Source organism: Pseudomonas asgharzadehiana, assembly GCF_019139815.1.
Lineage (GTDB): Bacteria > Pseudomonadota > Gammaproteobacteria > Pseudomonadales > Pseudomonadaceae > Aquipseudomonas > Aquipseudomonas asgharzadehiana.
This window is the reverse complement of sequence record NZ_CP077079.1, coordinates 2,321,967-2,348,468: the sequence shown is the minus strand read 5'-3', so window position 1 is coordinate 2,348,468 and position 26,502 is coordinate 2,321,967. Positions and strand designations below refer to the sequence as shown.

The following is a 26,502-nucleotide window of genomic DNA, read 5'->3' as shown; positions in this document are numbered from 1 at the left end:
TCTTTTCCACTATTTAATACAGATCACTTCCCACTACGCGCCAATCGAAGCCAGGAGTGACCATCATGCCCAACCATCCCGCCCCCATCACTGAAGCAAATCAACCATCGGTCGAACGTCACATCATGCGGCGTGAGGAAGTGGAGCGTAAAACCGGCTTCAAGCGTGCGCATATCTACAACTTGATGAAGGAAGGTAAATTCCCTCAGGCCAAACGCATTGGACTGCGCGCCGTCGGCTGGGACTCACGAGAGATCGAACGATGGATCACTGAGCGTTTGGCGCAGCAGGCCTGATGCCATGCGTGTGGTCTCGGTGGTGTCCACTAAAGGTGGAGTAGGCAAAACCACAGTGGCTGCCAATCTCGGCGGTCTGCTGGCGGATGCTGGTCTACGCGTCCTGTTGCTCGATCTGGATATCCAACCCACTCTCTCCAGCTATTACGCTTTGAACCAGAAGGCTGACGCAGGTGCGTACGAACTCATTGCGCTCAACCAGACAGGTCCTGCGCAGATAATTTCCACGACGGTGGTTGCCGGTCTGGATCTGATCCTCTCGAACGACGACCAAGGCCGACTGAGTACTTTGCTGATGCACGCCCCTGACGGGCGATTACGGCTGCGCAATCTGCTCGACGATTTCCGCCCCCGTTATGACCTGCTTTTGATCGACACCCAAGGCGCACGCAGCGTGCTGCTGGAGATGGCCATCCTCGCCTGCGATACAGCCCTCTCTCCCATCACACCGGAAATGCTAGCCGCCCGCGAACTGCGCCGCGGCACTTTGAGGCTGTTCGGTGAACTCGAACCATTTCGCCACCTGGGTATCACACTGCCGCCGTTACGACTGCTGCTAAACCAAGTTAGTAGCATCCGAGTAGACACGCGAATGATCATCCGTGGCTTACATGACGCCTTTACTGGGGCTCCCAACATCTCAGTCCTAGACACAGTAGTTCCAGACCGAGTGGCTTATCTCAACGCCGCCTCCCTTGGTCTACCAGCCCACCGAATCGAGACTCGCCAGTCAGGTCAACGACGCTCACGTCCAGCGCTGAAAACCATGCAAGCGCTAGCCATCGAATTGTTTCCAGAATGGCGTGAACTGATTTCTAAAGTGAGCAGATACGCAGAGGTTCGATAAGGCGAATCCCGAAACCGGTATTTCTCCCCAGGCCATTTTGTTTGTTCAAACTTGAGGCCAACAGCGTTGGCGAGGAGTCTTTTAATGTTGGATCAGTTTCCCATCATCGTTCAGCCAGCCATTCGACAAGATCACCCACCAAGCGAGGAGTACTGCACCGTGGTCTTTCGCCTGCAGGGTGGGCGCTCGGCCATGGGTGGGTTTCTCGCGGAACTGTCTCGGTATTTCGAAGGTTCGGGTACAGCCGAGATCGTTAAGTTCAAGGTCGGTGACCATTTGCGCAACCGGCGCTAACTGAGGCTGTTCAAATGAAAAAGCTCAGTCCGGAGGAGATCACCGACAAACTGCACCAGGACCATTTTCCTCGGGGTCCAGAACTGGAGCGACTGTCCGATCCAGTCATCGACACCCCGATGCTAGTCACGCTGGAGCAGTTGCGGCCCTACGAACACAACCCACGCTTCATCCGCAACCCGCTGTATGACGATATAAAAGCCTCGATCCGTGAACGCGGGCTGGATCAACCGCCGCCGATTACCCGCCGCCCGGGAGAAATCTATTTCATCATCCGCAACGGCGGTAATACGCGCTTGGCAATTCTCGGCGAGTTGTGGCAGGAAACCCGCGATGAACGCTTCTTCCGTATTCATTGCCTATTCCGACCCTGGAGCAGTGAAATCACTGCCCTACTCGGCCATCTGGCTGAAAGCGATCTGCACGGCCAACTCACCTTCATTGAGCGTGCTCTGGCGGTAGCCAAACTCAAAACCATGTTCGAACCAGATGGAGCGACACTCTCGCAACGAGAGCTGGCACGACGTTTTGCCGCTGGGGGCTACCCCATTTCACAGTCGCACATCAGCCGGATGCTGGACACCCTTGAACATTTATTGCCCGCCATTCCACAAACCCTGTATGCCGGGTTGGGGAAACCAAAAATTGAACGCCTAATTGGTCTGCGTAGCCAGGCTGAAAGAACCTGGAATCGTTATTCAACCGACGCCATCGCTTTTCCCGAGTTTTGGCTCGACACCTTAGGACAATTTGATGCAGACCCAGAGTCCTTCGACATTGAGCAAATCCAGGATGAGTTGCTCGAACGCATGAGTCGCTTACTCGGACAGTCCTACCGCATGTTGGCCCTGGAGCTGGGCGATACCCACCGGGTTATCCGGGCGCCCGACGTTGTCGTCACGCCCCCGGAGAGCAACCCTCTGCCGAGCGTCAATGAGCCCGCGGCCGAGCTTCCCCCCTCCGAGCCGCATTCCAAATCAGCTGAATCCAAGACCCCGGCCGAAACAGAGCGAGAGGAGCAGCTCACGCTGCCCGAAACGAATGTCGCATCAGCAGTCAGCCCTCCGTCACGTGTCCAGCAGATCCGCGGACAGATTGAGCGCGCCGCTGCCCCCGAAACAGCACAGACCGTCGCAACCAGCCCGATCGACGACATCTGGATCATCGCACCCACACTGGATACCCCCGAACAACTGCGTTTATCCATTGCCAGCCTGGCTCGGGAAATGGCGGCCTATGCCGGACATCCTGAGAGCATCATCGACCAGACGCACGGCTTGGGCTTCGCCCTGAACATAGAGCAACTTGATCTTGCTGCGCCTCGTGCGGCCGGCGTTCACCTGATGCTCCTGGCCCTATTGCGCGCTCAAGACGACGTTAGTTGGGAGGATCGCAAGCAACTGCCCTCCGCCCTGTTCGGCCAGTTGCTACTGGGGGTCTACCAACTCCCACTGATAGATCGTCCGACTATGGACGTAGGACTGGAGCGACTGCCCGACGATCTGTTAATCAAACTGTATCGCCTCATTCGCTTAGCCCGGCGCCTGATCGACTTAACGCTTACCCATGAAGACGATTCACCAAGGGAGCTGCCATGAACCTGTCCTTCAATGTGCTCAACCAGGCCATGCTGACCCAGGTCCTTCACGAGTTGCGTCTGGGTAATCTGCAACGCTGCAAAGCACTCGGACTGGGTGAAGACGACATCTACCTGTTGCAATCCTTACCGCCCACCACACTGTCACGTCTGGCCCATGCCACCGTCCCCTGGGTTGAGGTCAAGATTGATTCGCCGGTGCTGCATCGGTTGATCGACCAGGCCGAACGCGACGAACAGAACGAGCGGCTGATCAACAGAGCGCTCAAGCTCGGTGCCAGCAGTACCATCATGTATCAGTGCTTCGGCTTGGCGCATTCGGAAACCGCCCTGCGCCGACGTCTGCTCAAGATAGAAACCCGTAAGGGCCGCCCCCAGAACTTGAGCGAAGCGCAGGAACATGCGCTCTGGCAGCGTTGGTGCCAACTACGCGCTGAGGACGGTGTTGAGGATCAGCTCGACGCCATGATGATGTTGGCAGAAGAGCAACAGATCAGCTTGACCATCGTTTGGCAGCAGATCGACCATTACAGCAACGGAACATGAACACTGCCCCGTCCGGTCGCTGGCAACGTGTTCTGCAGCAATGCACCCAACAACTAAGTGAACGTTGGCCCGCACGCCCCACCACTGAACCTCCTTCCAACCAGGCCCTGCAGGCGGGCTTTTTGTTCAGTGGCCAATCTCACGAAGTCGTGCCGCGTCGCTTGCTGCTGGATAGTCGGCTAACGCCATTGGAACGGAATGCCTGGCAGGTGTTTCGACTCATGCTACACGGTCAGGGCGTCGTCACACCGCGCTATGAAGATCTGCAGCCTTATCTGTCGAGCGTGCCCTACGGTGCGTCAGCCTCCCGCGAGACCATCGCTCGCGTCTTGACGATGCTCAGGTTGACGCGCTGGCTTAGCTTGGTGAGTCGTGGCCGCGATCAGTTCAGCGGACGCCTGCAAGGTTCTCTGTACGTCCTGCACGATGAGCCGTTGACACCCGCCGAAGCCATGGAGCTGGATCAGGATTATCTGGAGCTGGTCGGACATGCCCTCACCCATGCAACCAAGGCTGTGCGAATTGTCGCTCAGCATGTTTTGGAAGAAATTCGTCAGGACACTGATATCGATTTGGGTCGACTCCCCACCCGGCTCGACAGTTTGAGCGAGCATTGGACACAACAAGGATTGGATAAGGCGCCCGATGAAGCGTTACACGATTCCGAACGGGGTGGCGATCACCGCGTTCGGAATCATGCGGGACCTCGTTCGGATTCCGAACCGGGTCTGAACGCCCATGTTTCCGGCACCGTTCGGAATCCGAATGCCGCCTGTACTGTATTAAAAGAAAGTATATGTACTGTACCGCGCGCGACCCCAGCAGTGGATAACCTGCACTGGCCTGATCCGTTGCACCTGAGTCTGAGCGAGCGGCAGGCCGTCACCGTGACGCTGAACAAGCTAAAACCAGCAGATCGGCAGGCGGTGCTCAACGAAGCGGGCGCACGCTGTGCGGCAGGACGCGTCCGCAAACCGGCGGCGTATCTGATGGGCCTGATCCAGCGGGCGCTGAAAGGCGATTTCCACCCTTGGGCAGGTAAGGCTGAATCGTTACCCATGACAGAGCCGCCACCCGCTCCCCCGCGCCAACTTAGGAAAAAGGGCGAACCCGCCTCTGCCCTCGCCCAAGCGTGCCTGGATGAACTACGCCAGCTACGTAGCAAACGCCCTGGACGTCAGTAGATTTGATGCCACTGGCATCATTGTCGAGCGTGTCGGGAATTCGCCGTTTCGAACCAAACCGAACAGACCGCATTCAGCTTTTTGGCTGTCCTTGACCTTCATCTGTCGCAACGTTCCCGTCCAAGCCTATGCGAGGACGACACCGTGGCCGATCACTATCAGCTCAACCTGGGCTCATTGCGCAGCAGCATCACCCTGACACTGCATACCCACCACGCCGCCCGAATCTGGCAAGGTCGAACCGCACGCGAAGGCGTCCACTCGATTATGGGTATGGCCGGCTACATCAGCGTCACTAACCTGATCAAACAGGCCGCAGCGCAGGACGACCCCTATGCCGATTGGGCGATCGTGCAGCTCGAAGAAAAATTGATGCAGGCCAAGGCTGGGATGCTGGAACTGACCCAGCAGTTGGACCGGATCAGACAAGAGCTGCCGACGCAGATCGACATGGGCGACAACCTCAACATCCATCCCGTCACCTTGCCGTTGTACATCGGCAGCCAACTGGGCTTCCTCGCCGTCTACCTGCTGACTGACTACGACACCTTGGTGCGCCATACCCTGTTGGCCCATCACACCGCTTTGATCGGGCGACGGGACATGGAAGCTTGGATCGACGACGGTGCCCATTTGCTGCGTAGCCTGTTCGGCCAGGCCCAGCGTTATCGGCATGCTGGCGTCACCCGTGATGACATGGCGGCGAACAACGCTCGTGCTCTGGCGGCCATGGAGAAGTTTGGATTACCCCCTATAGACATCCTAGAGGGGCATCGCCGCTCCCAGTTCGCGCCACCCATCATTCGTCATGGCTCTGTGGCAGTGGATGACGCTGACGCGCTGGTGGAGGAAGCGTTAGAGCCATCTGCGACAGTCGATGAGCCGGAGGATGAAGTATGAAGCCTCTAATCCCAATTCAACCAATGCCCCTCGAAACACTCACACCGGATGCCTATCGACAGCTCGAACACGCTGCCTCCCTAAAAGGCCTTTTAAAACCTTTTAAGGGTAAGGGGGAGCTGGAGTACCTGGCGCAGGTGGCGAGGGAAACCGAGGCGCAGTTACGTCGCCTGATGGAGGCGGTGGCGCAGCAGGCCGGACAACCGCCTTACTCGTTGCTGGATATTCGATTGGTGCTGCAGAACACCAGTGCGGGCAGCACCTTTTTGCGATGGCGCACCCGCGACTTCGCCCGTATGGGCGTTGCGGTCTGGGAACGCCAGGTCTCCAACAAGGGCTTGCCGCAGGCCGTACGCGAGGAATTGCACCGTTTCGAATGCAAGCGCATTGCACTGAACTTGCAGATGAGCGTGGTGCATTCGCTCTACCGTCAGGCTTCAACCTGTGCAATCAAAATGGCGAGCGCCGAACGGCTGCTGCGCCAGTTCACACCAGCAGCGGAGATATCACAATGAGTACCTTTTTCGTCGGCGAAGGCAACATCGGTAGTGCTCCAGAGTTCCAGGAGTTCCCGTCAGGCAATGACGAGCCACGGCGCTTGCTGCGCCTGAATGTGTACTTCGACAACCCCGTGCTACGCGATGGCAGCTATGAGGATCGAGGCGGCTATTGGGCGCCGGTCGAGCTCTGGCACCACGAGGCTGAACACTGGAGCACGCTGTACCAGAAAGGCATGCGCGTGTTGGTAGAGGGCCGCACCGTGCGCGATGAGTGGGAGGACAGTGAAGACAATGCGCGGGTGACCTTCAAGATCGAGGCGCGTCGTGTCGGCATCCTGCCTCATCGCGTGCAGAACGTGCTCATGCGAGAGCGCTCCAGTGAATCAACCTCATCTGCGGCTCACGTCGGGCAGGCTCCAGACCAGGCAAGCTCGCCTGCGTCGAAGTCCAAAAAACGCAGAGGGCAGCCACCATCGGCATGATGGGCTTGAGGCATAAAAATTGCGCCTTTACGCGAAGTTCCTGGTCTGTCATTACTCGTTGCTCGTGAAGCACTGTCATCCACGCGACTACTAGGTAGCAGCCTCGCCCACAAGACCGCCCTCACCGACTAATATGAGGAACCTGCCATTCAGGTTTCTCATAGCTCGCCACTGCTGTTGCCAACGAGGCTGTTCCGAACTCAACCCGGAGCAGTTCTATGCGTCTCTTTCTCTGCGAGAAACCTTCCCAAGGTCGTGACATTGCCAAGGTTCTCGGAGCCAGCCGACGTGGCGATGGTTGCTTGATCGGACCCGAGACAACCGTCACCTGGTGTATCGGTCACCTGCTGGAAACGGCCCCACCTGAAGCCTATGGCGATCAGTACAAAACCTGGTCGTTGGATCATCTACCGATCATTCCCGCGCAGTGGAGGGTTGAGGTCAAACCCAAGACTGTCGCGCAGTTCAAAATCATCAAACACCTGCTCAGCGAAGCTACCACCGTCGTCATCGCCACCGACGCCGATCGCGAAGGTGAAATGATTGCCCGCGAGTTACTGGAGCTCTGCAACTACCGTGGTTCTGTTGAGCGCCTCTGGTTATCCGCACTCAACGAGGCGTCGATTCGCAAAGCACTGTCGTCGCTGAAGTCTAGTCAGGAGACCTTCCCGCTCTATCACTCAGCCCTCGCCCGCAGCCGCGCCGATTGGCTGATTGGTATGAACCTCAGTCGTTTGTTTACCCTCTTAGGACGGCGGGCGGGCTATGACGGCGTGCTGTCGGTTGGACGCGTCCAAACACCCACTTTGCGCTTGGTGGTTGAACGAGACCGCGCGATTGCCAGCTTTGTCTCTGTGCCGTACTGGGTGGTGGATGTGCACCTGTCTTCAACGGGGCAACCCTTCATCGCGTCGTGGATACCGCCAAGCTCAGGACGTGACGAAGCCGGTCGCTGCCTGCAGCAGGCGCTCGCCAGTCAAGCCGTCCAAGCGCTTTCTGGCAGCAAGACCTCCACCGTAGTCTCGCTGCAGATTGAGCATTTGCGCGAAGCGCCACCCCTGCCCTTGGACCTGAGCACACTGCAAGAAGTCTGTTCACGCAAGTTGGGACTCGGCGCTCAGGAAACGCTGAACATCGCCCAAGCCTTGTATGAAACCCACAAAGCCACCAGCTATCCGCGCAGCGATTGCCGTTATTTGCCAGAGAGCATGTTCAACGAGGTCGCCGCGGTATTCGATGCCTTGCTCAAAATGGATCCCGCGTTACGCCCAGCGCTCGGAAGCATCGATCGATCATTGCGCTCACGAGTATGGAACGATGCCAAGGTCACCGCGCACCACGCCATCATCCCCACCACCGAGCCGGCGAATCTTGCGCGGATGTCCGAACAAGAGCGCCAAGTCTACGAATTGATTCGTAGCCACTACCTAGCGCAATTTCTGCCGCATCACGAGTTTGATCGAACCGAGGTCGAATTGGAGTGCGGCGCCGAGCGTTTGACTGCTGTTGGCAAACAAATCCTCGTCCATGGCTGGAAAGGCTTACTCTCCGACAACGCCGAAGACGATGAACCCAGTCAAAAGTCCCAGGTGTTGCCCGCCTTACAACAGGGGATGCAGTGCGCAGTGGACGACGTCGACCTCAAGTCCATGCGCACCGCTGCGCCCAAACCGCTCACCGAGGGCGATCTGATCAAGGCGATGAAAAACGTGGCCAAGCTGGTCAACGACCCGCGCCTGAAACAGAAACTTCGGGATACCACAGGTATCGGCACCGAAGCCACGCGAGCCGGCATTATCAAGGGGTTGATTGATCGCGGTTATTTGTTGAAAAAAAAACGTGCATTAACGGCCTCCGCAGCGGCCCATACCCTAATCGAAGCGGTACCCGCAGCAGTCGCGGATCCGGGTATGACAGCGATCTGGGAGCAAGCTCTGGATGAAATCGAAGCGGGACGTCTGACCTTGGATGCATTCGTTGCCAAGCAGGCGCACTGGATTACGCAGTTGATCTCAAACTGCGGAGCACTCACCTTTTCAGTACCGGTCGAAGCCGGGCCTGTCTGCCCCATTTGCAACGCCTCAATGCTTAGGCGGAAGGGAAAATCAGGACCATTCTGGTCATGTTCCCACTACCCGGACTGCAAAGGCACTGTGCCGATCAGTAAAGGTATACGTCGTCCATGAGGCACCATTGGCGCTCACATGCACCTCGGGAGTGTTGTCAGTGCATCATCAACGGCGCTTGATCCTTCTCCAAGTCGTCTAGCGGTTGTCCGATTTCACGGGCCAAGGCGATGCCTGTCGCGATCCATATCTGCCCCAGTTCATTGAACGCTTTCAGGTGAGCAGGATCTTCGTTTAGCCAATGAACGAGGCTCTCGAGATGTTCAGGGCTATCAGGGCAGTCATGGATCTTGATGAACAGCTCCAGTGTTCGATCCCAGATCAGGTCCATGACGTTCTCGCGCGGCTCATCCATGCTCAACCTTACCTCCCTTTGGCCCTATCAGACCGCTCAGTCTCGCTGGTCACTTCGGCCTCTGATTCCTGGAGGAATAGATGTCACGTCGCGACAAACAGCTATTTCAGTCAATATAACAACCTTCTAAGTCGATACTCAACCGATAAGGATGTTCATGTCAATGGGTCTTTGCTCAACCATTCGGGTTGAATTGGAGAACTCATCACTTGGCACATAAACATCCAACCCAAGCCCAAATCGGGCGCATGATCGCGAAGCACCGAACCCAGCGTAATCTGACCCAAGAAGAGGTGGCTGAACGCCTGGGGATCGGCAGCGAAGCCATTTCGCGCCTTGAGCGGGGTGTGGTGGAGCTTTCCGTGGTCAAGCTGATGCAGTTAGCAGATATTTTCGACTGCCGGATGGATGAACTGCTGACGGAGTCGAGCAATCGTCCCAATGACCAGGGCCAGATGATCGCGGGTCTGCTCCGCGGACTGACAGAAAGCGACCGTGCCTTTATCCTGGCTACCGTCGAACAATTGGCTGCTCATCTTGCCAATAAATAAGCTCATTCACTCGTAGTCGATCTCGAGGCATTGAAGGTTGCCCTCAGCCTTGACGTCATCCTTCTCTCTCTGCTGTAGTGCCTTCGGATCATCGCCAACGGCGACCCAAGACCGATGCGCTCCGGGTAGCTCGGTCGAACTCGTAGAGTTCGGGGCCTTCTCTATCAATGGGATTTCATTCCTGTTTGTGCTTGACCTGATCAATATGGCGGATGACCGCTGTTGCCTCTGCCAGGCAACAGCGGTCATCCGCCATGGCGATCATATTCAGCCCCGGAGCCCACCGGGGAAACACTGGGCACCCTTTGTGCGCGGATGCGTGCCAGCATGTTCCGACCCAGGCCACGACAAGGGTCGGTTGGCGAATCATGGCGCAGTTAAATCAAGTTTTGTGAGGCGCTTGTCGACTACGTCAGACCGCCTAAGGTGGCTTTTCTGTTCCTCGCCTGGCACCCCGCCAGGCCCACTCTTCACTTTCTTCACTCCAGTAACTGCCACTGTATTCCGGCCATAAAAAATCAGCTTGCGGCGTCTTGACGCTCCCCTGTGACAGGCTTATACAAAGGGCGTAGTTCGCTGTCGTTGACAGCCCAGCCCAGGTAGCTTGAACCTTCAAGGCTACGCCACGTTTGTGGTGGTTTACCCAAGTGCGATCAGCATTCGGAGGCTCGCACGTTTACCGCTTCCGCGGTGATGAATGCCCACTACCCTAGGTCCGCAGACCTGCTGCGGATTTCTCCTCGGCTGCACCGCTATCCTTCAGGCGCATCGATCTGATGGTCATCGGCTTGCCGGTGGCGTGTCTTTCATCGCTCGCCTTCACCTTACCCACCCTGACGGGGCTCACTTCCCCGTCAGGGGCTGTGCGTCGCCGTTTTCCCTTGAAACAGGAGAACCACCATGGCCCACGCCAACCAATCCCAAGAAGCGAGCACTTACTTCAATCTGCACACCGTCGGTATCGGCTACCTAAACCGTGTCCGCGAAGTACAAGTCCGTCGCGGCCAGCCATTCATGGCCTGCGATATCGCGGCTCTGCACGGCGCCACCGATGCAGTCGAGTACACCCGCTTCGACTGCAAGGTCGCTGGCGGCGAAGCTGAACGCTTGATTCGTCTCTATATGGACGCCGTCAAAGCCGAGAAAAAGGTCTTGCTATCGTTCCGTATCGGCGATCTGTGGATCGACCCATTTCTCTATGAGAAAGGCAATAAACAAGGCCAACCGGGCGCCAGTCTGAAAGGTCGTCTGCTGTTCATCGACTGGATCAAGGTCAATGGCACGTTCGAGTACAAAGCACCTGCCAGGCAGGAGGCAACAGCACCTGCTGAGCAAGCGCCAAACAGTGAGCCATCCCCAACGTCGGCTGATGCCGAAGCTGAGGATACCGACAACCCAACAGAGACCAGGATCAAACCTGAATCTGCACCCACTCCCCGCACGGCCCGCCGTGTCGCTACACGTGCTGTTCAGTCCGCCTGAACGATTCAGGATGTTTTACATCAAGGCGCTCAATCGAGCGCCTTTTCTTCAACCAGCACAGGAAAACCCACATGGAATCCTTCTGGCTTTGCGACGACTGCCTGTCCGCTACGGCTTACGAGGACTACAGCATGTTATCGCTCTTCTACACGACAGATGAGATCGAGAAACGCATCGCCGGTCTTCCTCATGGGCTGGTTCGGCTAATACCCATCAGTGCCGACTTCGACCCCGAAACTGGCCGTGGAATAAGAACCTTCTCCCCATTGCGCTGCAACGGTTGTGACTCACACCTGCACGGACAACGCCACCGATTCACTCGGCTGTAAACAGCGCGTCATCGGGCAATGCCCGTGACTCTATATCCACCTCGGGGACACCACTCCCCTCGGGGTGTACCCCCGGATTGTTCCCTTCGGAGGTACCTCATGAACACCCAGCTCACCCTGATTGAAGCCTCGGATGTCGAGGCTGATCGCATCGCCCAGGAAAACCAGCTGATCGACGAAGCGCTGCACATTCTGGATCGTCGGCTGTTCACCCGCGGCCCCAGCCTGACGTCACCTGACGCCGTGGCGTCATATCTAAAACTGTATGTTGCACCCCAAGAGCATGAGGTTTTCGGTGTGATTTTTTTCGATGCTCGCCATCGCGTTCTGGCGTTCGAAATCCTCTTTCACGGAAGCATCGATGGCGCCAGCGTTTACCCCCGCCAAGTCGTCAAGCGCTCCCTAGCGCATAACGCAGCAGCCGCCATTTTTGTTCATAACCACCCCTCGGGATGTACGGAACCCAGCCAGGCAGATCGCGTCTTGACCGCACGGTTGAAGGAGGCCTTGGCGTTGATCGAGGTTCACGTACTGGATCACTTCATCGTGGGTGAAGGTCGCCCACTTTCTCTTGCCGAATACGGTTGGCTTTAACCCTTACAGGCGCCTTCGGGCGCCTTGTTCATTTCATCCTGGAGAATACTCATGAACTCCGCTACCCAAACCCCAGCCATGCTGGGGGCCTCAAAACCATTTGTTCGCGGCTATGACAATCTATCTATCGAACGGCTGCTACTGATCACCTACGCAAACGACTGCCCTCCCTGCTTTCGCTCCATACACGACTCACAAGTTCATCTACCCGACGATGCGCTGGAACTGTTCCCCTGCCTTTTCAACGATGATTTCGCCTTGATCAGCGAAGGCCAATTCATTCCGGATGAGCTGGATGAATGCTGTCCGTCCACCGGGCTGGTGCGCCAAGTGGTTTACTCCGTGACTGGCGAGATGCTCAGCGAGCGACATCACGTCGGCGACTTGTACTCCCTGGAAGAAGCCCAAGCCATGGTCCATCGCTTGAAGTTCGAAACGGGACACTACAGTCGAGCCTGGGAGATCAGTACCGCACACCTCACTGAAGAGGCGTTGCGCTACTTGGAACGCCGGGCTAGCAATTTCAACTCCGGACCAACCGGTCTGCTGTTTGAACCCTTCGCCCTGACAGACGGCAATGGCCTCGGGTGTAAGCTGATCGGCACGCCCTGGACCGACGAAAATCTGATGAAGATTGAGGGCGGTCTTTACACATCGCTGAGGCAGGAGCAGCTCGACGCTGGCACACCGGAAGCCCTGGTCAACGTACTGTATCTGGCGGCATTGGCGGATGTGAGGTTGTTGATTTTCGACCCCGACGCTGCCGTCTTGGATGGGCTCGCCATTTATGACGAAATAGCAACGCGTTCAACTTAAACACGACCCGTCTTGAATCAACTTACTCACTGAATCGTTCCTTCACCTCATGTCAGGTTCTGCACTGAATCTGACATGAGGTTTTTTCCATGGAGCGTTTTTTCACGCCTGTCTGCCTGCTGGGTTTATTGAGCGCCTGCACGGCGCAGATCCCCACCCCATTGCCGACTAGTCCAGAGAATGCCGGTGGTTCCAATCGGGCCCAGCTTTCGAGGAGTACAGCCGAAGAGAGTCACCCGACAGAGCTCCGCTATGGCCGCTATACGCTGGTCAGCACCGAGCCCACGGCAGAGCAACGTAATCTTCTCGCTCAAATCGTTGACGTGAGCATTCCGTCGAACCTGAATCCTTCGGTACAGGAAGCGATGCACTACGTGCTGCAGCGCTCAGGTTATTCGCTCTGCCCTGCTGCCGAACCAGTAAAAATACTGTTTACCCGGCCTCTGCCCGCCGCCCATTACCGGCTCGGCCCGATCTCACTACGCAACGCGCTACAAGTGCTGGCTGGCCCCGCCTGGCAACTCACAAGCGATGAGGTCAGCCGTTCGGTCTGCTTCGAACGGCAAAAAAATGATGCTGCCGTCGTGCGGGTCGCACCCAGCGCGGCCCATCAGCCGGAGGCACGCCCATGAAAGCCTCGACGTTTCAAACCCTCATTGTCGGCTCACTTTGTCTGGCGGTCTCCGGGCTGAGTGGTGGCTTGTATAACCAGTATCAACGCGTGACCGAGCTGGAAAATACGAACGCCCAACGCCTACAGACCCTAAATGCCCTGCAACGTGATTCAAGCACCCTCTTGAACGCACAGGAGAAGCTGCAGTACGCACTGAAAGACCTGAAGCAGATGGTCGATTCCGGTGAGCAACAGGTCAATACCCTCGATCCGATGTTGGATCAATGGGCGCAGGAGATACAGGAACTGCGCGATGGTCTGGCAGCCCGTGCTACCGAAGCCGACATGATCGCGCTACGTGCACGACTTGAGCACGTCGAGCAGCAACTCCTGGACCTCAAAAGCCAGCCACCACTCCCACCACCGACGCCTTCCTCGGCCAAGCCGAAAAAAACCGCTCAGCCCAAGCCTGCCCCGCTCCTGCCGCCATTTTCAGTGTTGAGCGTCGAGTACCGCGGTGGCGAGCGCTTTCTGGCGGTAGCTCCTCCTGATAGTCGCTCGCTCAAGGATATCCAGTTGCTGCACAACGGCGAACAGCTCGGCACATGGCAGCTGAAGGTGCTGGAGCAGAGCGCGGCCGTCTTCGCGGTGACCGCTCAGCCAGACCAGACCGTGCACCTCCCTTGAGAAGCGATCATGAACAGAGCTCCGCTGAGCCCCATCGTCTGTTTCATTTCATTGCTGAGCACGGGCGCTGCGCTGGGCAACCCCGTCACGACACCGTCACGGACCCAGGACACGCAGTCTGCTCCGCTGGAGCGTTCGCACTCTGAACAGGCGGCAAGCTGGGGTCTGACGGAGCAGGAGTGGACACGCTTCGAACAGATCCAAGCCGGCCCGCGTGGTTACTGGAGCCCGAATCTCGATCCGCTGACTGCACTCGGCGTCGAAGCAGAGAACGACCAAGAGCGTCAGCGCTATGCCGATTTGCAGGTAGCGCTGGAAGCCAAACGTGCCGAGCGCGAGTTGGCTTACCAAAACGCCTACACCGCAGCTTGGGCCAAGCTGTTTCCTGGACTGTTGCCGATTCAGGGTATGGCATCCCCGCCCGCTGCTAGCTCACCGGTAGAGCCGCGCCGTGCTCTGTTTGTCGAAGACCATTGCCCTGCGTGCACCGCTGAAGCGCAGCGTCTGCAAAGCAGTGATACAGCGTTCGATATCTACCTGGTGGGCAGCCAAGGTGAGGATGAACATGTCCGTGGCTGGGCGCGGCAAGCAGGCATTGATGCGAGCAAGGTCCAACACCGGCAAATCACCCTGAACCATGATCGCGGGCACTGGTTCAGCCTGGGAGCCCCGAGACCGTTACCCGTCACATTTCAGCAGGTGAACGGACAATGGCAACGTCTCGATTGATTGCTATTGCGCTCCTGCTGACGGTGCACGCCGTCCGGGCAGACGAACTTCCGCCTCCGGCTTATCAACTGGCGGCGCATGACGCCAACGTCCCTTCCACGGTGTTGTTCGCGATTGCCCTGCAGGAGAGTGGTGCCCGTCTCCGTGGTCGGCTGCGGCCCTGGCCCTGGACGCTGAATATTGCCGGTAGCCCTTACCGTTTCGCCAATCGTCAGACCGCCTGTCACGCCTTGCTTCAGGCGCTTGCCCGGTATGACGCCAAGCGGGTCGATGCCGGGCTTGGGCAAATCAACCTGGGTTATCACGGACAGCATTTTTCCAGTCCCTGCGAAGCCCTCGAACCCTACCGCAATCTGGCCGTAACTGCCGCGCTGCTGCAAGAGCATCACGCCGTCACCGGTGATTGGGTGTCAGCTGCTGGCCGATATCACCGCCCGGCAGGAGGAACGCTGGCCGCGCGTTACCGCGCCGGCTTTGCCCGACAACTCGAACGATTGCAGGTTTCCTCTAAAGAGGGCACACCACCATGAAACGAATTCCCAGTGCGTATAACTTCGCCATGCTCTTGGCAGCGTTCGCCCAGCCGGGACTGTCGTTTGCAGAAGTTCAGCCTGGCGGTTTCACCCGCCCCCAGTTTGAAGCTTCCAGGCCGCCAATAAACAACAAGACCCAGCCTGCTCGGGCCATACATGCAGACCTATCTGCATTTGCCGATGAAACCTGGATACTGCCCGTGCGCAGCTCTCACTTGAGCCCAGGCCAAATCACAACTCGCACCCTGGACATGCCGGGCTTGCAGCCATTTTTCCTTGTCGGGGAGGATCCCCAATCGTTGGCTTGGCTGCATCAGCGTGCGACTGAACTGCAAGAAATGGGGGCGGCCGGCCTCGCCGTCGTAGTGACCGATACTCAAGCCCTGGCCCGGATTCGAGCAGCCGCGCCGGGCATCACCATCCTGCCGGTCAACGGCAACGACATCGCCTCTCGCCTGAAAATTGAGCACTACCCTGTCTTAATCACAGCCACCTCACTGGAACAGTGAGTCTGGGTCATGGCCGAGCATGCGATGGAGTCCAAACTCCGGCCCGCAGTCGAGCTGTATACCGTGGCGATCTGCGTCGCCGCGGCGGTGTTATGCGTGTATTCGCCCTGGGCCGTGGCGCTATCGCCCGAGATCGGTCTGATTGCGGCCCTGGCCTATGCCCTGTTCGGTTTGATCCGCCTCCGACAAGCCTGGGAGGTGTTGCGCTATCGGCGCAATATCCGCCGGCTGCCTCGCTACGAGCTGACCAGCCGGCAGATTCCGGTGAGCCGCAAACGTCTGTTCATGGGCCGAGGCTTTCGCTGGACCCGCCTGCACACCCAGCGCTTGGTCGAGGCCCAGGATCCGGCCGTCGCTCACTACGTCGACCAACCGACCCGTTACCGCCTGGCACGTGGACTCGAACGTCGCCTGGAACATGCACCGTTTCCGCTCTCGACACTGGCCCGGGTCACGGCCTGGGACAGCGCCTTTAATCCGTTGCGCCCTTTACCTCCAGTCGGTGGCTCACCGTTGTTGCATGGGGTTGAGCCGGACGAAACGGAAGTCAGTCTGCCGCTGGGTGAACGAGTCGGACATACCCTCGTGCTGGGCACGACCCGTGTCGGCAAGACGCGGCTCGCCGAGGTGTACATCACCCAGGACATCCATCGCGTCGAACATGAGGTGGTCATTGTCTTCGATCCGAAGGGCGATGCCGACCTGCTCAAGCGCATGTACGTCGAAGCCAAACGCGCCGGTCGGGAGAAAGAGTTTTATGTGTTCCATCTGGGTTGGCCGGAGATCTCCGCCCGCTACAACGCCGTGGGACGTTTCGGACGCATTTCGGAAGTGGCATCGCGTATCGCCGGGCAGCTCAGTGGTGAAGGTAACTCGGCGGCGTTTCGCGAGTTCGCCTGGCGTTTCGTCAACATCATCGCCCGCGCCCTGATCGAGTTGGGCCGACGTCCGGACTACCTGCAAATCCAGCGACATGTGGTCAACATCGACGCGCTGTTCATAGAATACGCCCAGCAGTTTTTCGCCAAGACCGACCCAAAAGCGTGGGAAGTGATTGTCCAGCTTGAAGGCAAGCTGACCGAAAAGAATATTCCCCGGCATATGATAGGACGCGAGAAGCGTGTGGTGGCCATCGAGCAGTATCTGGCGGTGAAGCGGGTATTTGATCCGGTAATGGACGGACTGCGTTCGGCGGTACGATACGACCGTACTTACTTCGACAAAATCGTTGCCTCGCTACTACCGCTGCTGGAGAAACTTACCACCGGCAAGACCGCCCAGTTACTGGCCCCCAACTACACCGATCTGGACGATCCACGGCCAATCTTCGACTGGATGCAGATCATCCGAAAACGCGGCATCGTCTATGTCGGCCTTGATGCACTGACCGACGCCGAGGTGGCCGCCGCGGTGGGCAATTCCATGTTTGCCGACTTGGTGTCGGTCGCGGGACATATCTACAAACATGGAATTGACCATGGCCTGCCGCAATCGAGCAGCAGTAATGACAAGCTACCGATCAACCTACACGCCGATGAGTTCAACGAGTTGATGGGCGAGGAGTTCATACCACTGATCAACAAGGGCGGTGGCGCTGGCATCCAGGTAACCGCCTACACCCAGACCCTCAGCGATATCGAAGCACGTATCGGCAACCGCGCCAAGGCCGGCCAGGTGATCGGCAATTTCAATACCGTGCAGATACTACGCGTGCGTGAAACCGCTACCGCGGAGTTACTCACCAAGCAGTTGCCTATGGTGAATGTACTTACGAAAACGCTGGTGTCCGGTGCCACCGACACCTCCGATCCCGACGCCAACACAGACTTCACTTCGTCTTCGCAGGATCGCGTCAGCAGCACTAGCGTGCCGTTGATCGAGCCCGCTCACATCGTCAGCTTGCCCAAGGGGCAAATGTTCTCCTTCCAGGCCGGTGGGCTGCTCTGGAAAGTCCGCATGCCTTTGCCTAAGCCCTCCAACGATGATGCCATGCCTAAGGACCTTCAGGAGCTTACCCAGCGGATGCGGGCCACCTATAACGAACAGGCGGGCCAATGGTGGAGCGCGAGCGGTGGCGGCCCAACAACCAACTTCGATCTGGATCAGGTGCGGTAGCCCGCCCCGTTACAGGTTTTGATTCAGCAAACACGTATTCGGCAGGCGCCGTGGCAGCATCAACTTAACGGTGCGCAATGGAGTAAAGGATGGCGACTTCCGTACAGAACACGCCGCCACAACCGATCCAGCGCCCGGGATTGATCGTCTCGGTTATTGGCTTGGTCTTACGCATTATCGGTTTGCTGATCGCCTCGTTGCTGTTCTCGATACTCATCGAGTGGGCCGGTCTGCTGCTGTTCTGGGGTAATCAAGGCTGGCGACACAGTCAGGCGATGCTGAGCAGCGAACTGGGCTGGCTCAGTGAGCACTTCACATCCTCACTGATTATCCAACAGCCTGGACAGACGATTGTCCAGTGGCTGGATTTCCTCCAGCAGTGGTTACTGGTCAAGACCGGTTTTACGGATTTCGCCCAGCAGGCGCGGGCGTCGAGCCAGGACAACGGTTTCTGGAGCGGGCTCAATCAGCTGTATGTGAGCATCGAGGATTTTGTACTGGCGGCGGTGTATGTCACTTTCACTTTCGTGGTGCGCCTGACCATTCTGGTCTTGGCGACCCCCTTGCTTCTGCTGGCCATGTTCACCGGCATTATCGATGGTTTGATGCGCCGCGACCTGCGTAAATTCGGCGCTGGGCGCGAAAGCAGCTTTGTCTATCATCGGGCCAAGCGAGCGGTCATCCCACTGCTGATCGTGCCCTGGATCCTTTACCTGTCCCTACCCTTTTCGCTCAACCCAATGGCGGTACTTCTGCCTTGCGCCGTGATGCTCGGGGTCGCCATGGCCATCACGACGGCGACATTCAAAAAATATCTCTGAGTGCGACACGAATGCTTATCTGCGGAAGTGTTCAAGAGGCCAGCTCATGAGAGGCCCAAGCTCCCGGTCGTAAGGAGCCGCCAGTCCCGCGTTAGTGGACAACCCTCACAGGTGTTTGGCTTCGAGAGGAGTTTGATCATGGCATTGGTTGGTAGACGAGATGGACGCAATTTTGGCTATGGCCGACAACTGAGTTATGCCGGACCGCAAGCCTTGCTCGATCTTTTTGGCGGCGGGCATTACGCCACGGTCAAGGCGCACAGTGATCGCTGGCGGGCGTTTGTCCGCTGGTGTCGTTCGGAGGATGGGCCGGGGTTTAACGAAGCGCGACAGATAGATCGGCAGACCTTGCTGGACTACGCAGGGCATCTGCGCCAACAAGTTGAACAAGGCGCCATCGGCATCGCCACCGCGCAAAACCGGTTGTCCAGCGTGAACCGGACTATGGCGGCTCTTCGCGGCGATCAGTCTGTGGCGGTGCCAAGCCCGAGTAAGGCCTTGGGAATACGGCGTACCAGTGTTCGTCGCTCGACGCCGCAAGGCCAAGACCATGAGCAGGTGAAGCGGATCGTCGACGTGCTCTGCGAACACCAAATGCCGCGCGCGGCGGCCATCGTTCAGTTGGCGCGAGCCATCGGCATGCGCTTGCGCGAGGCCATTTTGGCCGACCTACCGCGCCTAAAACATGAGACCGAACACTACGGCAAAATCAACATCCGAGATGGCATCCAAGGTGGCCGCTCACGTGCGTCGGCGCTTCGTTGGATTACGGTAAATGATTCTATACGTGACGCGCTGAAATTTGCCGCACAGGTTTCACCCAACGGTAGCCGCAATCTGCTTGCACCGAACGAAAGCTATGTCGATTTACAACGGCAAATCGTCCGCCCCGCACGAGAGATCCTCCATTCGCACAACCTCAAAGGCTTCCACGAGCTTCGGGTTGCCTATGCGTGCGAACGCTATGAACAGAGCACTCATCATCTTGCGCCCATCAACGGTGGCCGTTGCTACCAACTCGACCGACGCCGAGATCAGGATGCCTGAGTGCAAATCAGCTACGAGTTGGGACTCGGCCGTATCGACCTGTTATCGACTTACATTGGTGGTCGAACATGAGTAAGCCATTCGATATGAAGCCGTTGCTACTGCTCGCGAACATAGTCCGACATGATCGGATCGGCCGTGACGTGTGAATTGTGCTGGTGGATCTTTGGGAATGGCATGGTCTTTTCCTAGACTTCGCTGCCGTAGCCGATGGCCACGACTTTCGTGCGCTCATCGAGCCCATCGCGCGGAAATGTCGGCTAAGCCCTGGCTCCGGCCTTTTTCCCAATCGGCAGCATCAGGGCCTGTGTAGGGGTTGTTGTCTGTACGTAAGCAACTTGTCCTAGATCAGACCTCGCCAAAGCATGCCAGAAGGGCCAGCACGATAAAGGCGACCGCCCCCAAGCGAATGCCAATCCGTTCATCCGAATCCAGTCGGATAAGTTGTTGCAGTGCGTACTGGTGTTCATCAGTGGTTAGGCACGGGTTTACAGACTGTTCCAGCATGCGGACACGGTGTTCGTCACGGCCGATGGCGTTCCAGAGTGGGTAGGAGGCCAAGATAAAGGCCGTGAACTTGAGGCATTTGATCATCGGTACTGGCACGTCAAAACGCCACTCAGCTGGATAGATTTGATAGACAACGCCATATCCAAACGCGATGGCGATCAAAAGGAGCAAAAGCGACTTCGGAGAGAGCAGGTGGTAACGAGCTTGGAGAAATTCTTTCATGGTGTTCCTTAGTGAGAGGTAGTTGTGAGGTGTGAGTGGGTAGCGATGACGTGCTTTTGATCAAGAGTGGCGCAGTACCTTACGCATGGCACCGAATTTTCCTAGACTTCGCTGCCGTAGCCGATGGCCACGACTTTCGTGCGCTCATCGAGCCCATCGCGCAGAAATGTCGGCTAGCCGACTCGCTGAATCGGCTCTCGTCAGGCCCCGCCTAAGCAAGGCGTGCCGAATCACTCCTTGATCAGAACGCCCCAGTTTATGTCGTCACGTTCTTCAACAACGATATTGATGCCGCAGAAAAGTTGTTCTCCAACGCGGGTGTAGCTGAAGAGACGCGTCTTAACGACACCTTTCACGCTGACATGCCCCTCCATGGCAGGAACATGCACGAAATCCCCAACGTTGGGTATGAGAGCGAAACCCGATTCACTTTCAAACTCTACGCCGACGACATCTCCGTTATCCGAAGGGCGCTGATGGCCTGCGTGCAGTTGCTGATAGTCGATGCTGTACTTCACATTTCTCTCCTTGAATTGGGGTACACAGTGTGCGTCCCCCTTTACGGCCCCAGCCCAGCATGGGCTGGGCTTGGGCGGTACCGCGTTTTCCTAGCTATCAGCGGATTTTCGCCTCAGCAGTTATCAAGCCTTTTGGCTGCGAGTTCGTCCTGCTCGCGTTGGTTTTCCTCATGCTCGTCATCTTTGAACTCTTTGATTTGGAGCAGAACAATTTCGTCATCGCTCAAACCATCCCAAACGCCTCCCTTCATTGTTTTTTCGTAGTAGGTAGGATCAAACTCTGCTTCCCACTCATCATCCGAAGGCGTGAGCCTCCGATTTACGCTATCTGTCATGTCGTTGTCCCTGCTCGATCCTGGGCGCGAAAATCGCCCCCTTCTACTGCCACAGCCCAGCGCATGGCTGGGCCTGGGTGTACCTGGTGCGTTTTCCTACTTCGGCTGTAACGTTTCGCTCTAGCCGCATGAATGACACTTTTGGCCGCACTGTAATACGAGAACACCTTCTTTCTCCCATGCGGCGCTAGGTCGTGTCATGGTTATTGAGAAAAGTGCCTTACTGGGTTCCAGCGCACCGCCACAACCCGGGCATTTCTCGGCCTGGGCCGAATTACCGAGAGCATTCAGTTGATTGCGACGTGCGGCCCTTTGGTGGGTTTCAGCACCAAATACGGCTGGCCTTTCTCATTCACCGCAGCAGCGATATCCAGCTCGAAACCGTTTTCCAGCAGCACATGGTAGTGAGTTTTACCAATGTTAATATCGCCAAGACCGCCAATGCTCTTGATCGTTGGACACTCACCGACAGACTTATGAAACTCATCAATCGTTATAGAAGTTCGGGCTCCAGCTACCACGGTGAACAGCGTCTGGTTTGGGTTGATGTCTGCGCTCCCAATCCCCCCGATAACAATCTGAACAACTGTTGAGGTTTCCTTATCTTGGAAGTCTGGAAAAACCTCTTTCACGATCTCGCCAATGCGGCCACGATTTTCTTCAGTCCCAACAACCCCTTGGGCGTCCATGGCGACTTGCAGCTTACGCGCCAATCCAAAGCTTCATAGGTCGGTCCAGTCTCTGAGACACGGGAATCGTGCCTCTCTACTGGCTCAGCCCCGATTTTAGGTCGGGGCTTGGGTATATCTGGTGCGTTTTCCGTGATTGAAACAGTTCAACAGCCGAACCGCTTTACGTATTGCAGCGCTGGATGACCCGACTCCTTGGATCAGGTAAAACCATTTGCTCGACGTACAACGCCGCACGTTTCAAACTAGAAAGACTTGCCATTTCATAGCTGCCAACGCAGCTAAGATTTCCATTGTGCCTGTTTATCTCTACGGAGATATTTTCCAGTTCATCCATGCAATGCTTTCGATATTTTTCAAGCTCCAACTCTAACCGTTGATCCGATTCGCCTTGGTAGTTGGTCGAAATTAGAGATTGATCGAATAAAAGACTGTGTGCCAGGAAATCAAATATCGCGTTACTCATTTTTGTCTCCTTGATTAGCCATCCAGACCAACGCCGTGGTAGTCGCCGCCGCTCTCGAAGACCAGTCCGGCCTTATACACCGCGTAAACGCACAGACGTTCATTGCCGTATTACGCAGTTCATTCTTCCATCCTTACACATCCCCCTACCACATCAGCACGACGACGCCATGGTTCACCTGGTTACCTGCACGCAACTTCGCAGCGGTTGCGTGTAGCGCCTCGTTCAGGTGTGTCACGGGCGGACTTTCCGTGGTTTGTGCAACTGGTGGTGGACGGGGTGACGTGTCGCCCTGGACGAAAGCAGCCAGCAAGCCCATGGGCGCGGTAGCCGTTCTTTCGTATTTCAGTCTAATAGACCTTGCTGGGTCGCAAGCTCTTTTGCATCGCTGAATACACTCTGCAACACATCCGCCCGCGGCCCACCATCTACTGGCCAGCAGCGGAAGTCATTAACACCACTTCCATGGCGCGCTATCACTTCTGGAACAGGATACCCATGAGGGTCAAAATACAAGTCGAACCTCCCCTTGGTGCCAAGAAATTTGCAATCACCTGGGTGTTCTGCATGTTTAGGTCGAGACATGTGGATTTTTCCGTCAATTAGTATTTTTCGAGGCTTCGCTTTGCTGAGCTGACGCAATCGCCGTATCCGCTAGCGTCCTCGCTGTCAGCGTAAACTTCATCGCAGATCTGCTTCGCTTGCTGCGTCGAGGATGCTGTATGTGCCGGTGGATTGCAGGCTGAAGTATTCGCAGCAATTATGGCGGCGATAATCAAACCCAAAGCTATCAGCGTATGACGGGGCTCCATGCTTCGCTTTCCTATGCCGATCTGCGTTTGCCGATGCCCTTGCGAGCCTCACAGTCGTACCGAAGGTATTTGGGTATTTCGCAGAGTCACAACGACTACTGCGTTCGTGATCTCGCCTGAGCTCTTCGATGACGTTTACGCTCAGCTTTTTCCAAGCGAGCTATGTCGCTCATAGTCATTGGGACAACCGAGGCGTGGCGCTGCATATCAGCCGTGGTGTGGGAGTGCTTTTCAACAAATGGGCTCACCATTATCCATTCGTTAATGATCGCTATGTGGCCATAGCTTTTAAAGTACTCGTGCCACTGCATGAAGAAATCATTTTTAGTACCTGGGGCCTTGGCCAGATACGCAGTCTCGCAAGCTATTGCGACGTTGCGTAACGCATCCCCGCGATTAGCCGTAGCTGGTAGGTTTACATCTAGATCCAAGACGTCGCCTGGCATGGCCTGCATGGTGGTCAGCTTGAGCAGGATCTGAAAGAAACGCTCAGAGAATGATGGATGGACTCCTGCCCCGTCATTCGTGTTCGGAAACGTTGTTATGATCCAGAACAGCGCGTAAATTACATAGCAACGAATATCGATGTCCTGGACGCCTGGGAGCCATTGCTGAACAGCGCGGTATACTGCTGCCGCAGCGCATAGGTCAGCATCATGTTCGAAAGCACGTAGCACATGGTCATGGGATCCAAGTTCGATTTGGACCTGATGATGTGCGCGGAACAAATGAGCGTATTCGTGCGCCAAGACCCATGTGAGGCCTATCTGAGGAAACAAATCTGGCAAGCCATCCAGATAGTCCTCATTCCCTGCTTTCACCTTCGATGATGGTATGGCCGTATCAAAGCAGTGCTTAATCATGCCTTGGCTGACCACAATAAGGCCAAGCGGATTGGCCTGAGCCTTGATTTCATCTGTTGTGAGCACAAAAATTTCTGGGACCGGTACGTCCACAGAAAACCTTACGCGCATTAGTTCCAATGCTGACCGCGCTTGCTCAAATACAGAGGCTATAGCTGCACGCCGCAAAGGATCTGTGACGCTTTCGAGATACTCACTTACAGGTATCGTCCGGGCATCGCTAATCTCCATGAAGTTTTCCATCAGGTTTTCCTACACATCAGAACCAGGTGGCGTGAGCTTTCTCAACTCATTGGTTAGATCATTGGCCAGCTGGACATAGCTGACCACAGCATCAGTATCTGGTGAAAAATCGGGATCATGTGTTGCACGGTTGCGCAGTTGTTGAAGCTCGCTCAGAGCAAGCACATGGTTCGGGCTGAGAAGTCCTGATTTAGCGATCCCCTGGATGGCACCGAGTGGGTAGCGGCGAGCAGTTGGCTGCACCAGATTGCGCGACAGCGCTAACGTTATTGCCTGCTCCTCGACAGCTAGCCATGCCTCTAATATCGCTCCACGTGGGTTCACAGCCGCATGACCGATAGTGGTAGGAGACACCGAAGAAGATGGTAAATCAGGGACAGATGCCGCCACATCCGCTACACGTCGAGCGAACTCAAATTCCAAGCTGCCGAACTTCCCTTTAGTGAGGGCCTTTGAGAGATCCGCTAACTGCTTACGAAAAAGCGAACCGAGCAAAACTGCAGCTGCAGGCCATGCCACAGCTTTAACTATTTCTACGATGAAGGTAAGACCATCCATTGTCATTATTCCGATATGTCCGGTTCATTGCCCCATATTGCGGAAGCCGCTCGCTGTGCCCTCGCAGATCCGGCCCGATTAGCGACTGCAAATGGTGAGCTGATGGCTGCACTTTGTGTAGAGCGGTACACCAGGCGATCACCAACGATCGAGCCGACGTAACGCCCATCAGTACCGAATACTCTGTCCCCCTTGATTCGCCCCACTACCTTCCCTGACTGGCTATACACAGTCGTTCCCGAAACCTGGAGAGGCTTGCCATTCTTTGTGTACAGATCCATATCCTTTGCTCCCTTTTTCCTATCCACTTCGGCATGCAAGTGGTTTCTGTTTAGAGCCGGCTAGCGGCTCACTTTGCCCGAACGCACGTCGAGGTAAAGTCGATTGGCTGTGGTCATGCCGCCGCAGTACATGAAATACATACCTTCACCTTTGACAGGCGATGCCATCCACCCACCGATTTCTTCGAAGTCACCGGCAGTGCAGGTGCCGTTGTCTATAAGCTCACGGGTTGCTTTGGTGAACTGGGCGCGGTAGAGAGGGTAATCATCCGAGTTTTTGACCAGTACGTCGTCACCGGAAGCACCCTCCCCTGGGTCTGCAGGTCTGTCTTTTGTAAGCGACTTTGTAGGCACCCACTCTGCGAACATCCCGTTATTGATGCCGTTGCTGGCGACGCACGCGGAGTTACCGCTCTTCACGTATTCACTGAAGCCACCCGAGCAAGAAGCTGAGTAGGGCTTGGTTACGCGGACCCAAGCGCCTTTCGTCTCCAAAACCTCGACGCCTTCGCGGAACATTAGCTGACCAGCAACCCCACATTTAACGGATGGACAGGTATGACGCGCCACTCGGTCGGCAGCTACCCAGAGACTCGGTTCTGCGACAGCAATGTTAACGGACGTCAATAAGGCCATGGCAGTGAGCAAGGCGGGCATTTTGGTTGCGATTTCCATGTCGTCATTCCTTTGTTTTCGCGGACACGAAAATGGGCGTCCTCCTAACCCGCACCGCTGCGAGGAAGGACTTGGTCGTACCTAGGCCTTTTCCTATTTAGTGGGAAGCGTCTTCAACCAGTTCAAACGCGTTGCCCAAGATAGACGGGCGACGTGCAGTGCCAGCCAGCTTTCGGCCATCGGACAGGACCACTTCAGCACGAATAAGCCCATCACGGATGAGATTGGTTGGATGGTCGACCATAACGGACCAGGTACGATGTGGCTCGTTATAGAACAGGGTAGCTATGACGCCGGGATGCGCTATAGGCGTTTCACGGCCAGGGGCGCTGTAGATCAGGGTCAAGTCGATGGGGCCGATGTAGTCCATGGTGCCT

The 26,502-nt window shown here is 56.5% G+C and carries 32 protein-coding genes and 1 pseudogene; 23 read left to right on the top strand and 10 right to left on the bottom strand.

Features of this window, described 5'->3' with window-relative positions:
• Window positions 1–65 precede the first annotated feature (65 nt).
• The 10 genes from KSS96_RS10985 (at window position 66) to KSS96_RS10940 (ending at window position 8,832) form a co-directional block, all read left to right on the top strand.
• On the top strand, window positions 66–296 hold the full coding sequence (locus KSS96_RS10985; protein WP_217856191.1) for an AlpA family transcriptional regulator: 231 nt from the start codon (window positions 66–68) through the stop codon (window positions 294–296).
• Window positions 297–300: 4 nt separating this feature from the next.
• The gene (locus KSS96_RS10980) at window positions 301–1,143 is read left to right on the top strand and encodes a ParA family protein (RefSeq protein WP_217856189.1); all 843 of its coding nucleotides are present in this window, start codon (window positions 301–303) and stop codon (window positions 1,141–1,143) included.
• Window positions 1,144–1,227: 84 nt separating this feature from the next.
• Window positions 1,228–1,437 (top strand): hypothetical protein, encoded by a 210-nt coding sequence (locus KSS96_RS10975; protein ID WP_217856188.1) that lies wholly within the window; start codon window positions 1,228–1,230, stop codon window positions 1,435–1,437.
• Between the two features lie 14 nt (window positions 1,438–1,451).
• Window positions 1,452–3,035, top strand: a complete 1,584-nt coding sequence (locus KSS96_RS10970; protein WP_217856186.1) for a ParB family protein — start codon at window positions 1,452–1,454, stop codon at window positions 3,033–3,035.
• Entirely contained in the window at window positions 3,032–3,580 is a 549-nt protein-coding gene (locus tag KSS96_RS10965; protein WP_217856184.1) for a DUF2857 domain-containing protein, read from the top strand. The genes KSS96_RS10970 and KSS96_RS10965 overlap by 4 nt, the downstream gene beginning before the upstream one ends.
• Window positions 3,577–4,764, top strand: a complete 1,188-nt coding sequence (locus tag KSS96_RS10960) for an STY4528 family pathogenicity island replication protein (protein ID WP_217856182.1) — start codon at window positions 3,577–3,579, stop codon at window positions 4,762–4,764. The genes KSS96_RS10965 and KSS96_RS10960 overlap by 4 nt, the downstream gene beginning before the upstream one ends.
• A gap of 144 nt (window positions 4,765–4,908) precedes the next feature.
• Window positions 4,909–5,664: a PFL_4669 family integrating conjugative element protein gene (locus KSS96_RS10955; protein WP_217856180.1), complete on the top strand. Its 756-nt coding sequence runs from the start codon at window positions 4,909–4,911 to the stop codon at window positions 5,662–5,664.
• Window positions 5,661–6,179, top strand: a complete 519-nt coding sequence (locus tag KSS96_RS10950; protein ID WP_217856178.1) for a DUF3158 family protein — start codon at window positions 5,661–5,663, stop codon at window positions 6,177–6,179. Before KSS96_RS10955 ends, KSS96_RS10950 begins: the two co-directional genes overlap by 4 nt.
• Entirely contained in the window at window positions 6,176–6,646 is a 471-nt protein-coding gene (locus KSS96_RS10945) for a single-stranded DNA-binding protein (RefSeq protein WP_217856176.1), read from the top strand. Before KSS96_RS10950 ends, KSS96_RS10945 begins: the two co-directional genes overlap by 4 nt.
• Window positions 6,647–6,864: 218 nt before the next feature.
• Window positions 6,865–8,832 carry a DNA topoisomerase III gene (locus KSS96_RS10940; RefSeq protein WP_217856175.1) on the top strand — a complete coding sequence of 656 codons (1,968 nt, stop codon included), beginning with the start codon at window positions 6,865–6,867 and terminating at the stop codon, window positions 8,830–8,832.
• A 37-nt stretch (window positions 8,833–8,869) separates the two neighbouring features.
• Here the strand turns inward: KSS96_RS10940 and KSS96_RS10935 are convergent, their stop codons facing one another.
• Window positions 8,870–9,127 carry a hypothetical protein gene (locus KSS96_RS10935; RefSeq protein WP_126587189.1) on the bottom strand — a complete coding sequence of 86 codons (258 nt, stop codon included), beginning with the start codon at window positions 9,125–9,127 and terminating at the stop codon, window positions 8,870–8,872.
• A gap of 209 nt (window positions 9,128–9,336) precedes the next feature.
• Between KSS96_RS10935 and KSS96_RS10930 the strand changes: the two genes are divergently transcribed.
• The 13 genes and pseudogenes from KSS96_RS10930 to KSS96_RS10875 all read left to right on the top strand — a co-directional run bounded on the left by KSS96_RS10930 (window position 9,337) and on the right by KSS96_RS10875 (window position 20,025).
• Window positions 9,337–9,678: a helix-turn-helix domain-containing protein gene (locus tag KSS96_RS10930; protein WP_212796463.1), complete on the top strand. Its 342-nt coding sequence runs from the start codon at window positions 9,337–9,339 to the stop codon at window positions 9,676–9,678.
• Between the two features lie 900 nt (window positions 9,679–10,578).
• The gene (locus tag KSS96_RS10925; protein ID WP_217856173.1) at window positions 10,579–11,160 is read left to right on the top strand and encodes an STY4534 family ICE replication protein; all 582 of its coding nucleotides are present in this window, start codon (window positions 10,579–10,581) and stop codon (window positions 11,158–11,160) included.
• A 71-nt stretch (window positions 11,161–11,231) separates the two neighbouring features.
• On the top strand, window positions 11,232–11,489 hold the full coding sequence (locus KSS96_RS27985) for a hypothetical protein (RefSeq protein ID WP_225913321.1): 258 nt from the start codon (window positions 11,232–11,234) through the stop codon (window positions 11,487–11,489).
• A 99-nt stretch (window positions 11,490–11,588) separates the two neighbouring features.
• Window positions 11,589–12,083, top strand: a complete 495-nt coding sequence (locus KSS96_RS10920) for a JAB domain-containing protein (protein ID WP_217856171.1) — start codon at window positions 11,589–11,591, stop codon at window positions 12,081–12,083.
• Between the two features lie 51 nt (window positions 12,084–12,134).
• The gene (locus KSS96_RS10915) at window positions 12,135–12,899 is read left to right on the top strand and encodes a DUF5983 family protein (RefSeq protein WP_217856170.1); all 765 of its coding nucleotides are present in this window, start codon (window positions 12,135–12,137) and stop codon (window positions 12,897–12,899) included.
• 89 nt (window positions 12,900–12,988) lie between these two features.
• Window positions 12,989–13,531, top strand: coding sequence for a PFGI-1 class ICE element type IV pilus protein PilL2 (gene pilL2 / locus KSS96_RS10910; RefSeq protein ID WP_217856168.1), 543 nt, complete (start codon window positions 12,989–12,991; stop codon window positions 13,529–13,531).
• Window positions 13,528–14,199 carry a chemotaxis protein gene (locus KSS96_RS10905; RefSeq protein ID WP_217856166.1) on the top strand — a complete coding sequence of 224 codons (672 nt, stop codon included), beginning with the start codon at window positions 13,528–13,530 and terminating at the stop codon, window positions 14,197–14,199. The genes pilL2 and KSS96_RS10905 overlap by 4 nt, the downstream gene beginning before the upstream one ends.
• 9 nt (window positions 14,200–14,208) lie before the next feature.
• Window positions 14,209–14,928 (top strand): TIGR03759 family integrating conjugative element protein, encoded by a 720-nt coding sequence (locus KSS96_RS10900; protein ID WP_217856164.1) that lies wholly within the window; start codon window positions 14,209–14,211, stop codon window positions 14,926–14,928.
• Window positions 14,910–15,458 carry a lysozyme family protein gene (locus KSS96_RS10895; protein ID WP_217856162.1) on the top strand — a complete coding sequence of 183 codons (549 nt, stop codon included), beginning with the start codon at window positions 14,910–14,912 and terminating at the stop codon, window positions 15,456–15,458. The genes KSS96_RS10900 and KSS96_RS10895 overlap by 19 nt, the downstream gene beginning before the upstream one ends.
• Window positions 15,455–15,970 carry an integrating conjugative element protein gene (locus KSS96_RS10890; protein WP_217856160.1) on the top strand — a complete coding sequence of 172 codons (516 nt, stop codon included), beginning with the start codon at window positions 15,455–15,457 and terminating at the stop codon, window positions 15,968–15,970. The genes KSS96_RS10895 and KSS96_RS10890 overlap by 4 nt, the downstream gene beginning before the upstream one ends.
• Before the next feature lie 9 nt (window positions 15,971–15,979).
• The gene (gene traD / locus KSS96_RS10885) at window positions 15,980–18,085 is read left to right on the top strand and encodes a type IV conjugative transfer system coupling protein TraD (protein WP_217856158.1); all 2,106 of its coding nucleotides are present in this window, start codon (window positions 15,980–15,982) and stop codon (window positions 18,083–18,085) included.
• Between the two features lie 89 nt (window positions 18,086–18,174).
• Complete coding sequence (locus tag KSS96_RS10880) at window positions 18,175–18,906, top strand: TIGR03747 family integrating conjugative element membrane protein (protein WP_217856156.1); 732 nt, start codon at window positions 18,175–18,177, stop codon at window positions 18,904–18,906.
• Window positions 18,907–19,044: 138 nt separating this feature from the next.
• Window positions 19,045–20,025: pseudogene (locus KSS96_RS10875) on the top strand (integrase domain-containing protein).
• A gap of 276 nt (window positions 20,026–20,301) precedes the next feature.
• Here the strand turns inward: KSS96_RS10875 and KSS96_RS10870 are convergent.
• From KSS96_RS10870 to KSS96_RS10830, 9 genes are all read right to left on the bottom strand, one after another.
• Window positions 20,302–20,685, bottom strand: coding sequence for a hypothetical protein (locus tag KSS96_RS10870; RefSeq protein WP_217856154.1), 384 nt, complete (start codon window positions 20,683–20,685; stop codon window positions 20,302–20,304).
• 230 nt (window positions 20,686–20,915) lie between these two features.
• A complete protein-coding gene (locus KSS96_RS10865) occupies window positions 20,916–21,203 on the bottom strand; it encodes a hypothetical protein (protein ID WP_217856152.1) in 288 nt (95 codons plus the stop codon).
• Window positions 21,204–21,316: 113 nt separating this feature from the next.
• Window positions 21,317–21,538, bottom strand: a complete 222-nt coding sequence (locus KSS96_RS10860) for a hypothetical protein (RefSeq protein ID WP_217856150.1) — start codon at window positions 21,536–21,538, stop codon at window positions 21,317–21,319.
• A 287-nt stretch (window positions 21,539–21,825) separates the two neighbouring features.
• On the bottom strand, window positions 21,826–22,251 hold the full coding sequence (locus KSS96_RS10855; RefSeq protein WP_217856148.1) for a hypothetical protein: 426 nt from the start codon (window positions 22,249–22,251) through the stop codon (window positions 21,826–21,828).
• A 139-nt stretch (window positions 22,252–22,390) separates the two neighbouring features.
• A complete protein-coding gene (locus KSS96_RS10850; protein WP_217856146.1) occupies window positions 22,391–22,693 on the bottom strand; it encodes a hypothetical protein in 303 nt (100 codons plus the stop codon).
• A gap of 907 nt (window positions 22,694–23,600) precedes the next feature.
• Window positions 23,601–24,611, bottom strand: coding sequence for a phage exclusion protein Lit family protein (locus tag KSS96_RS10845; protein WP_217856144.1), 1,011 nt, complete (start codon window positions 24,609–24,611; stop codon window positions 23,601–23,603).
• Window positions 24,612–24,620: 9 nt separating this feature from the next.
• Window positions 24,621–25,169 carry a hypothetical protein gene (locus KSS96_RS10840; RefSeq protein ID WP_217856142.1) on the bottom strand — a complete coding sequence of 183 codons (549 nt, stop codon included), beginning with the start codon at window positions 25,167–25,169 and terminating at the stop codon, window positions 24,621–24,623.
• Window positions 25,170–25,510: 341 nt separating this feature from the next.
• Complete coding sequence (locus tag KSS96_RS10835) at window positions 25,511–26,125, bottom strand: hypothetical protein (protein ID WP_217856140.1); 615 nt, start codon at window positions 26,123–26,125, stop codon at window positions 25,511–25,513.
• A gap of 97 nt (window positions 26,126–26,222) precedes the next feature.
• The gene (locus KSS96_RS10830) at window positions 26,223–26,495 is read right to left on the bottom strand and encodes a hypothetical protein (RefSeq protein ID WP_184744798.1); all 273 of its coding nucleotides are present in this window, start codon (window positions 26,493–26,495) and stop codon (window positions 26,223–26,225) included.
• Window positions 26,496–26,502 lie beyond the last annotated feature (7 nt).

What these genes read in the sequence shown, in the direction of transcription:
- KSS96_RS10925 (WP_217856173.1), top strand. Translation starts at nt 10,579, where the DNA reads ATGGCCCACGCCAACCAATCCCAAGAAGCGAGCACTTACTTCAATCTG.
- pilL2 (WP_217856168.1), top strand. Translation starts at nt 12,989, where the DNA reads ATGGAGCGTTTTTTCACGCCTGTCTGCCTGCTGGGTTTATTGAGCGCC.
- KSS96_RS10870 (WP_217856154.1), bottom strand. Translation starts at nt 20,685, where the DNA reads ATGAAAGAATTTCTCCAAGCTCGTTACCACCTGCTCTCTCCGAAGTCG.
- KSS96_RS10935 (WP_126587189.1), bottom strand. Translation starts at nt 9,127, where the DNA reads ATGGATGAGCCGCGCGAGAACGTCATGGACCTGATCTGGGATCGAACA.
- KSS96_RS10940 (WP_217856175.1), top strand. Translation starts at nt 6,865, where the DNA reads ATGCGTCTCTTTCTCTGCGAGAAACCTTCCCAAGGTCGTGACATTGCC.
- KSS96_RS27985 (WP_225913321.1), top strand. Translation starts at nt 11,232, where the DNA reads ATGGAATCCTTCTGGCTTTGCGACGACTGCCTGTCCGCTACGGCTTAC.
- KSS96_RS10970 (WP_217856186.1), top strand. Translation starts at nt 1,452, where the DNA reads ATGAAAAAGCTCAGTCCGGAGGAGATCACCGACAAACTGCACCAGGAC.
- KSS96_RS10965 (WP_217856184.1), top strand. Translation starts at nt 3,032, where the DNA reads ATGAACCTGTCCTTCAATGTGCTCAACCAGGCCATGCTGACCCAGGTC.
- KSS96_RS10960 (WP_217856182.1), top strand. Translation starts at nt 3,577, where the DNA reads ATGAACACTGCCCCGTCCGGTCGCTGGCAACGTGTTCTGCAGCAATGC.
- KSS96_RS10835 (WP_217856140.1), bottom strand. Translation starts at nt 26,125, where the DNA reads ATGGAAATCGCAACCAAAATGCCCGCCTTGCTCACTGCCATGGCCTTA.
- KSS96_RS10890 (WP_217856160.1), top strand. Translation starts at nt 15,455, where the DNA reads ATGAAACGAATTCCCAGTGCGTATAACTTCGCCATGCTCTTGGCAGCG.
- KSS96_RS10975 (WP_217856188.1), top strand. Translation starts at nt 1,228, where the DNA reads ATGTTGGATCAGTTTCCCATCATCGTTCAGCCAGCCATTCGACAAGAT.
- KSS96_RS10920 (WP_217856171.1), top strand. Translation starts at nt 11,589, where the DNA reads ATGAACACCCAGCTCACCCTGATTGAAGCCTCGGATGTCGAGGCTGAT.
- KSS96_RS10945 (WP_217856176.1), top strand. Translation starts at nt 6,176, where the DNA reads ATGAGTACCTTTTTCGTCGGCGAAGGCAACATCGGTAGTGCTCCAGAG.
- KSS96_RS10950 (WP_217856178.1), top strand. Translation starts at nt 5,661, where the DNA reads ATGAAGCCTCTAATCCCAATTCAACCAATGCCCCTCGAAACACTCACA.
- KSS96_RS10845 (WP_217856144.1), bottom strand. Translation starts at nt 24,611, where the DNA reads ATGGAAAACTTCATGGAGATTAGCGATGCCCGGACGATACCTGTAAGT.
- traD (WP_217856158.1), top strand. Translation starts at nt 15,980, where the DNA reads ATGGCCGAGCATGCGATGGAGTCCAAACTCCGGCCCGCAGTCGAGCTG.
- KSS96_RS10880 (WP_217856156.1), top strand. Translation starts at nt 18,175, where the DNA reads ATGGCGACTTCCGTACAGAACACGCCGCCACAACCGATCCAGCGCCCG.
- KSS96_RS10985 (WP_217856191.1), top strand. Translation starts at nt 66, where the DNA reads ATGCCCAACCATCCCGCCCCCATCACTGAAGCAAATCAACCATCGGTC.
- KSS96_RS10850 (WP_217856146.1), bottom strand. Translation starts at nt 22,693, where the DNA reads ATGAGTAACGCGATATTTGATTTCCTGGCACACAGTCTTTTATTCGAT.
- KSS96_RS10900 (WP_217856164.1), top strand. Translation starts at nt 14,209, where the DNA reads ATGAACAGAGCTCCGCTGAGCCCCATCGTCTGTTTCATTTCATTGCTG.
- KSS96_RS10980 (WP_217856189.1), top strand. Translation starts at nt 301, where the DNA reads ATGCGTGTGGTCTCGGTGGTGTCCACTAAAGGTGGAGTAGGCAAAACC.
- KSS96_RS10840 (WP_217856142.1), bottom strand. Translation starts at nt 25,169, where the DNA reads ATGGATGGTCTTACCTTCATCGTAGAAATAGTTAAAGCTGTGGCATGG.
- KSS96_RS10895 (WP_217856162.1), top strand. Translation starts at nt 14,910, where the DNA reads ATGGCAACGTCTCGATTGATTGCTATTGCGCTCCTGCTGACGGTGCAC.
- KSS96_RS10915 (WP_217856170.1), top strand. Translation starts at nt 12,135, where the DNA reads ATGAACTCCGCTACCCAAACCCCAGCCATGCTGGGGGCCTCAAAACCA.
- KSS96_RS10905 (WP_217856166.1), top strand. Translation starts at nt 13,528, where the DNA reads ATGAAAGCCTCGACGTTTCAAACCCTCATTGTCGGCTCACTTTGTCTG.
- KSS96_RS10830 (WP_184744798.1), bottom strand. Translation starts at nt 26,495, where the DNA reads ATGGACTACATCGGCCCCATCGACTTGACCCTGATCTACAGCGCCCCT.
- KSS96_RS10860 (WP_217856150.1), bottom strand. Translation starts at nt 21,538, where the DNA reads ATGACAGATAGCGTAAATCGGAGGCTCACGCCTTCGGATGATGAGTGG.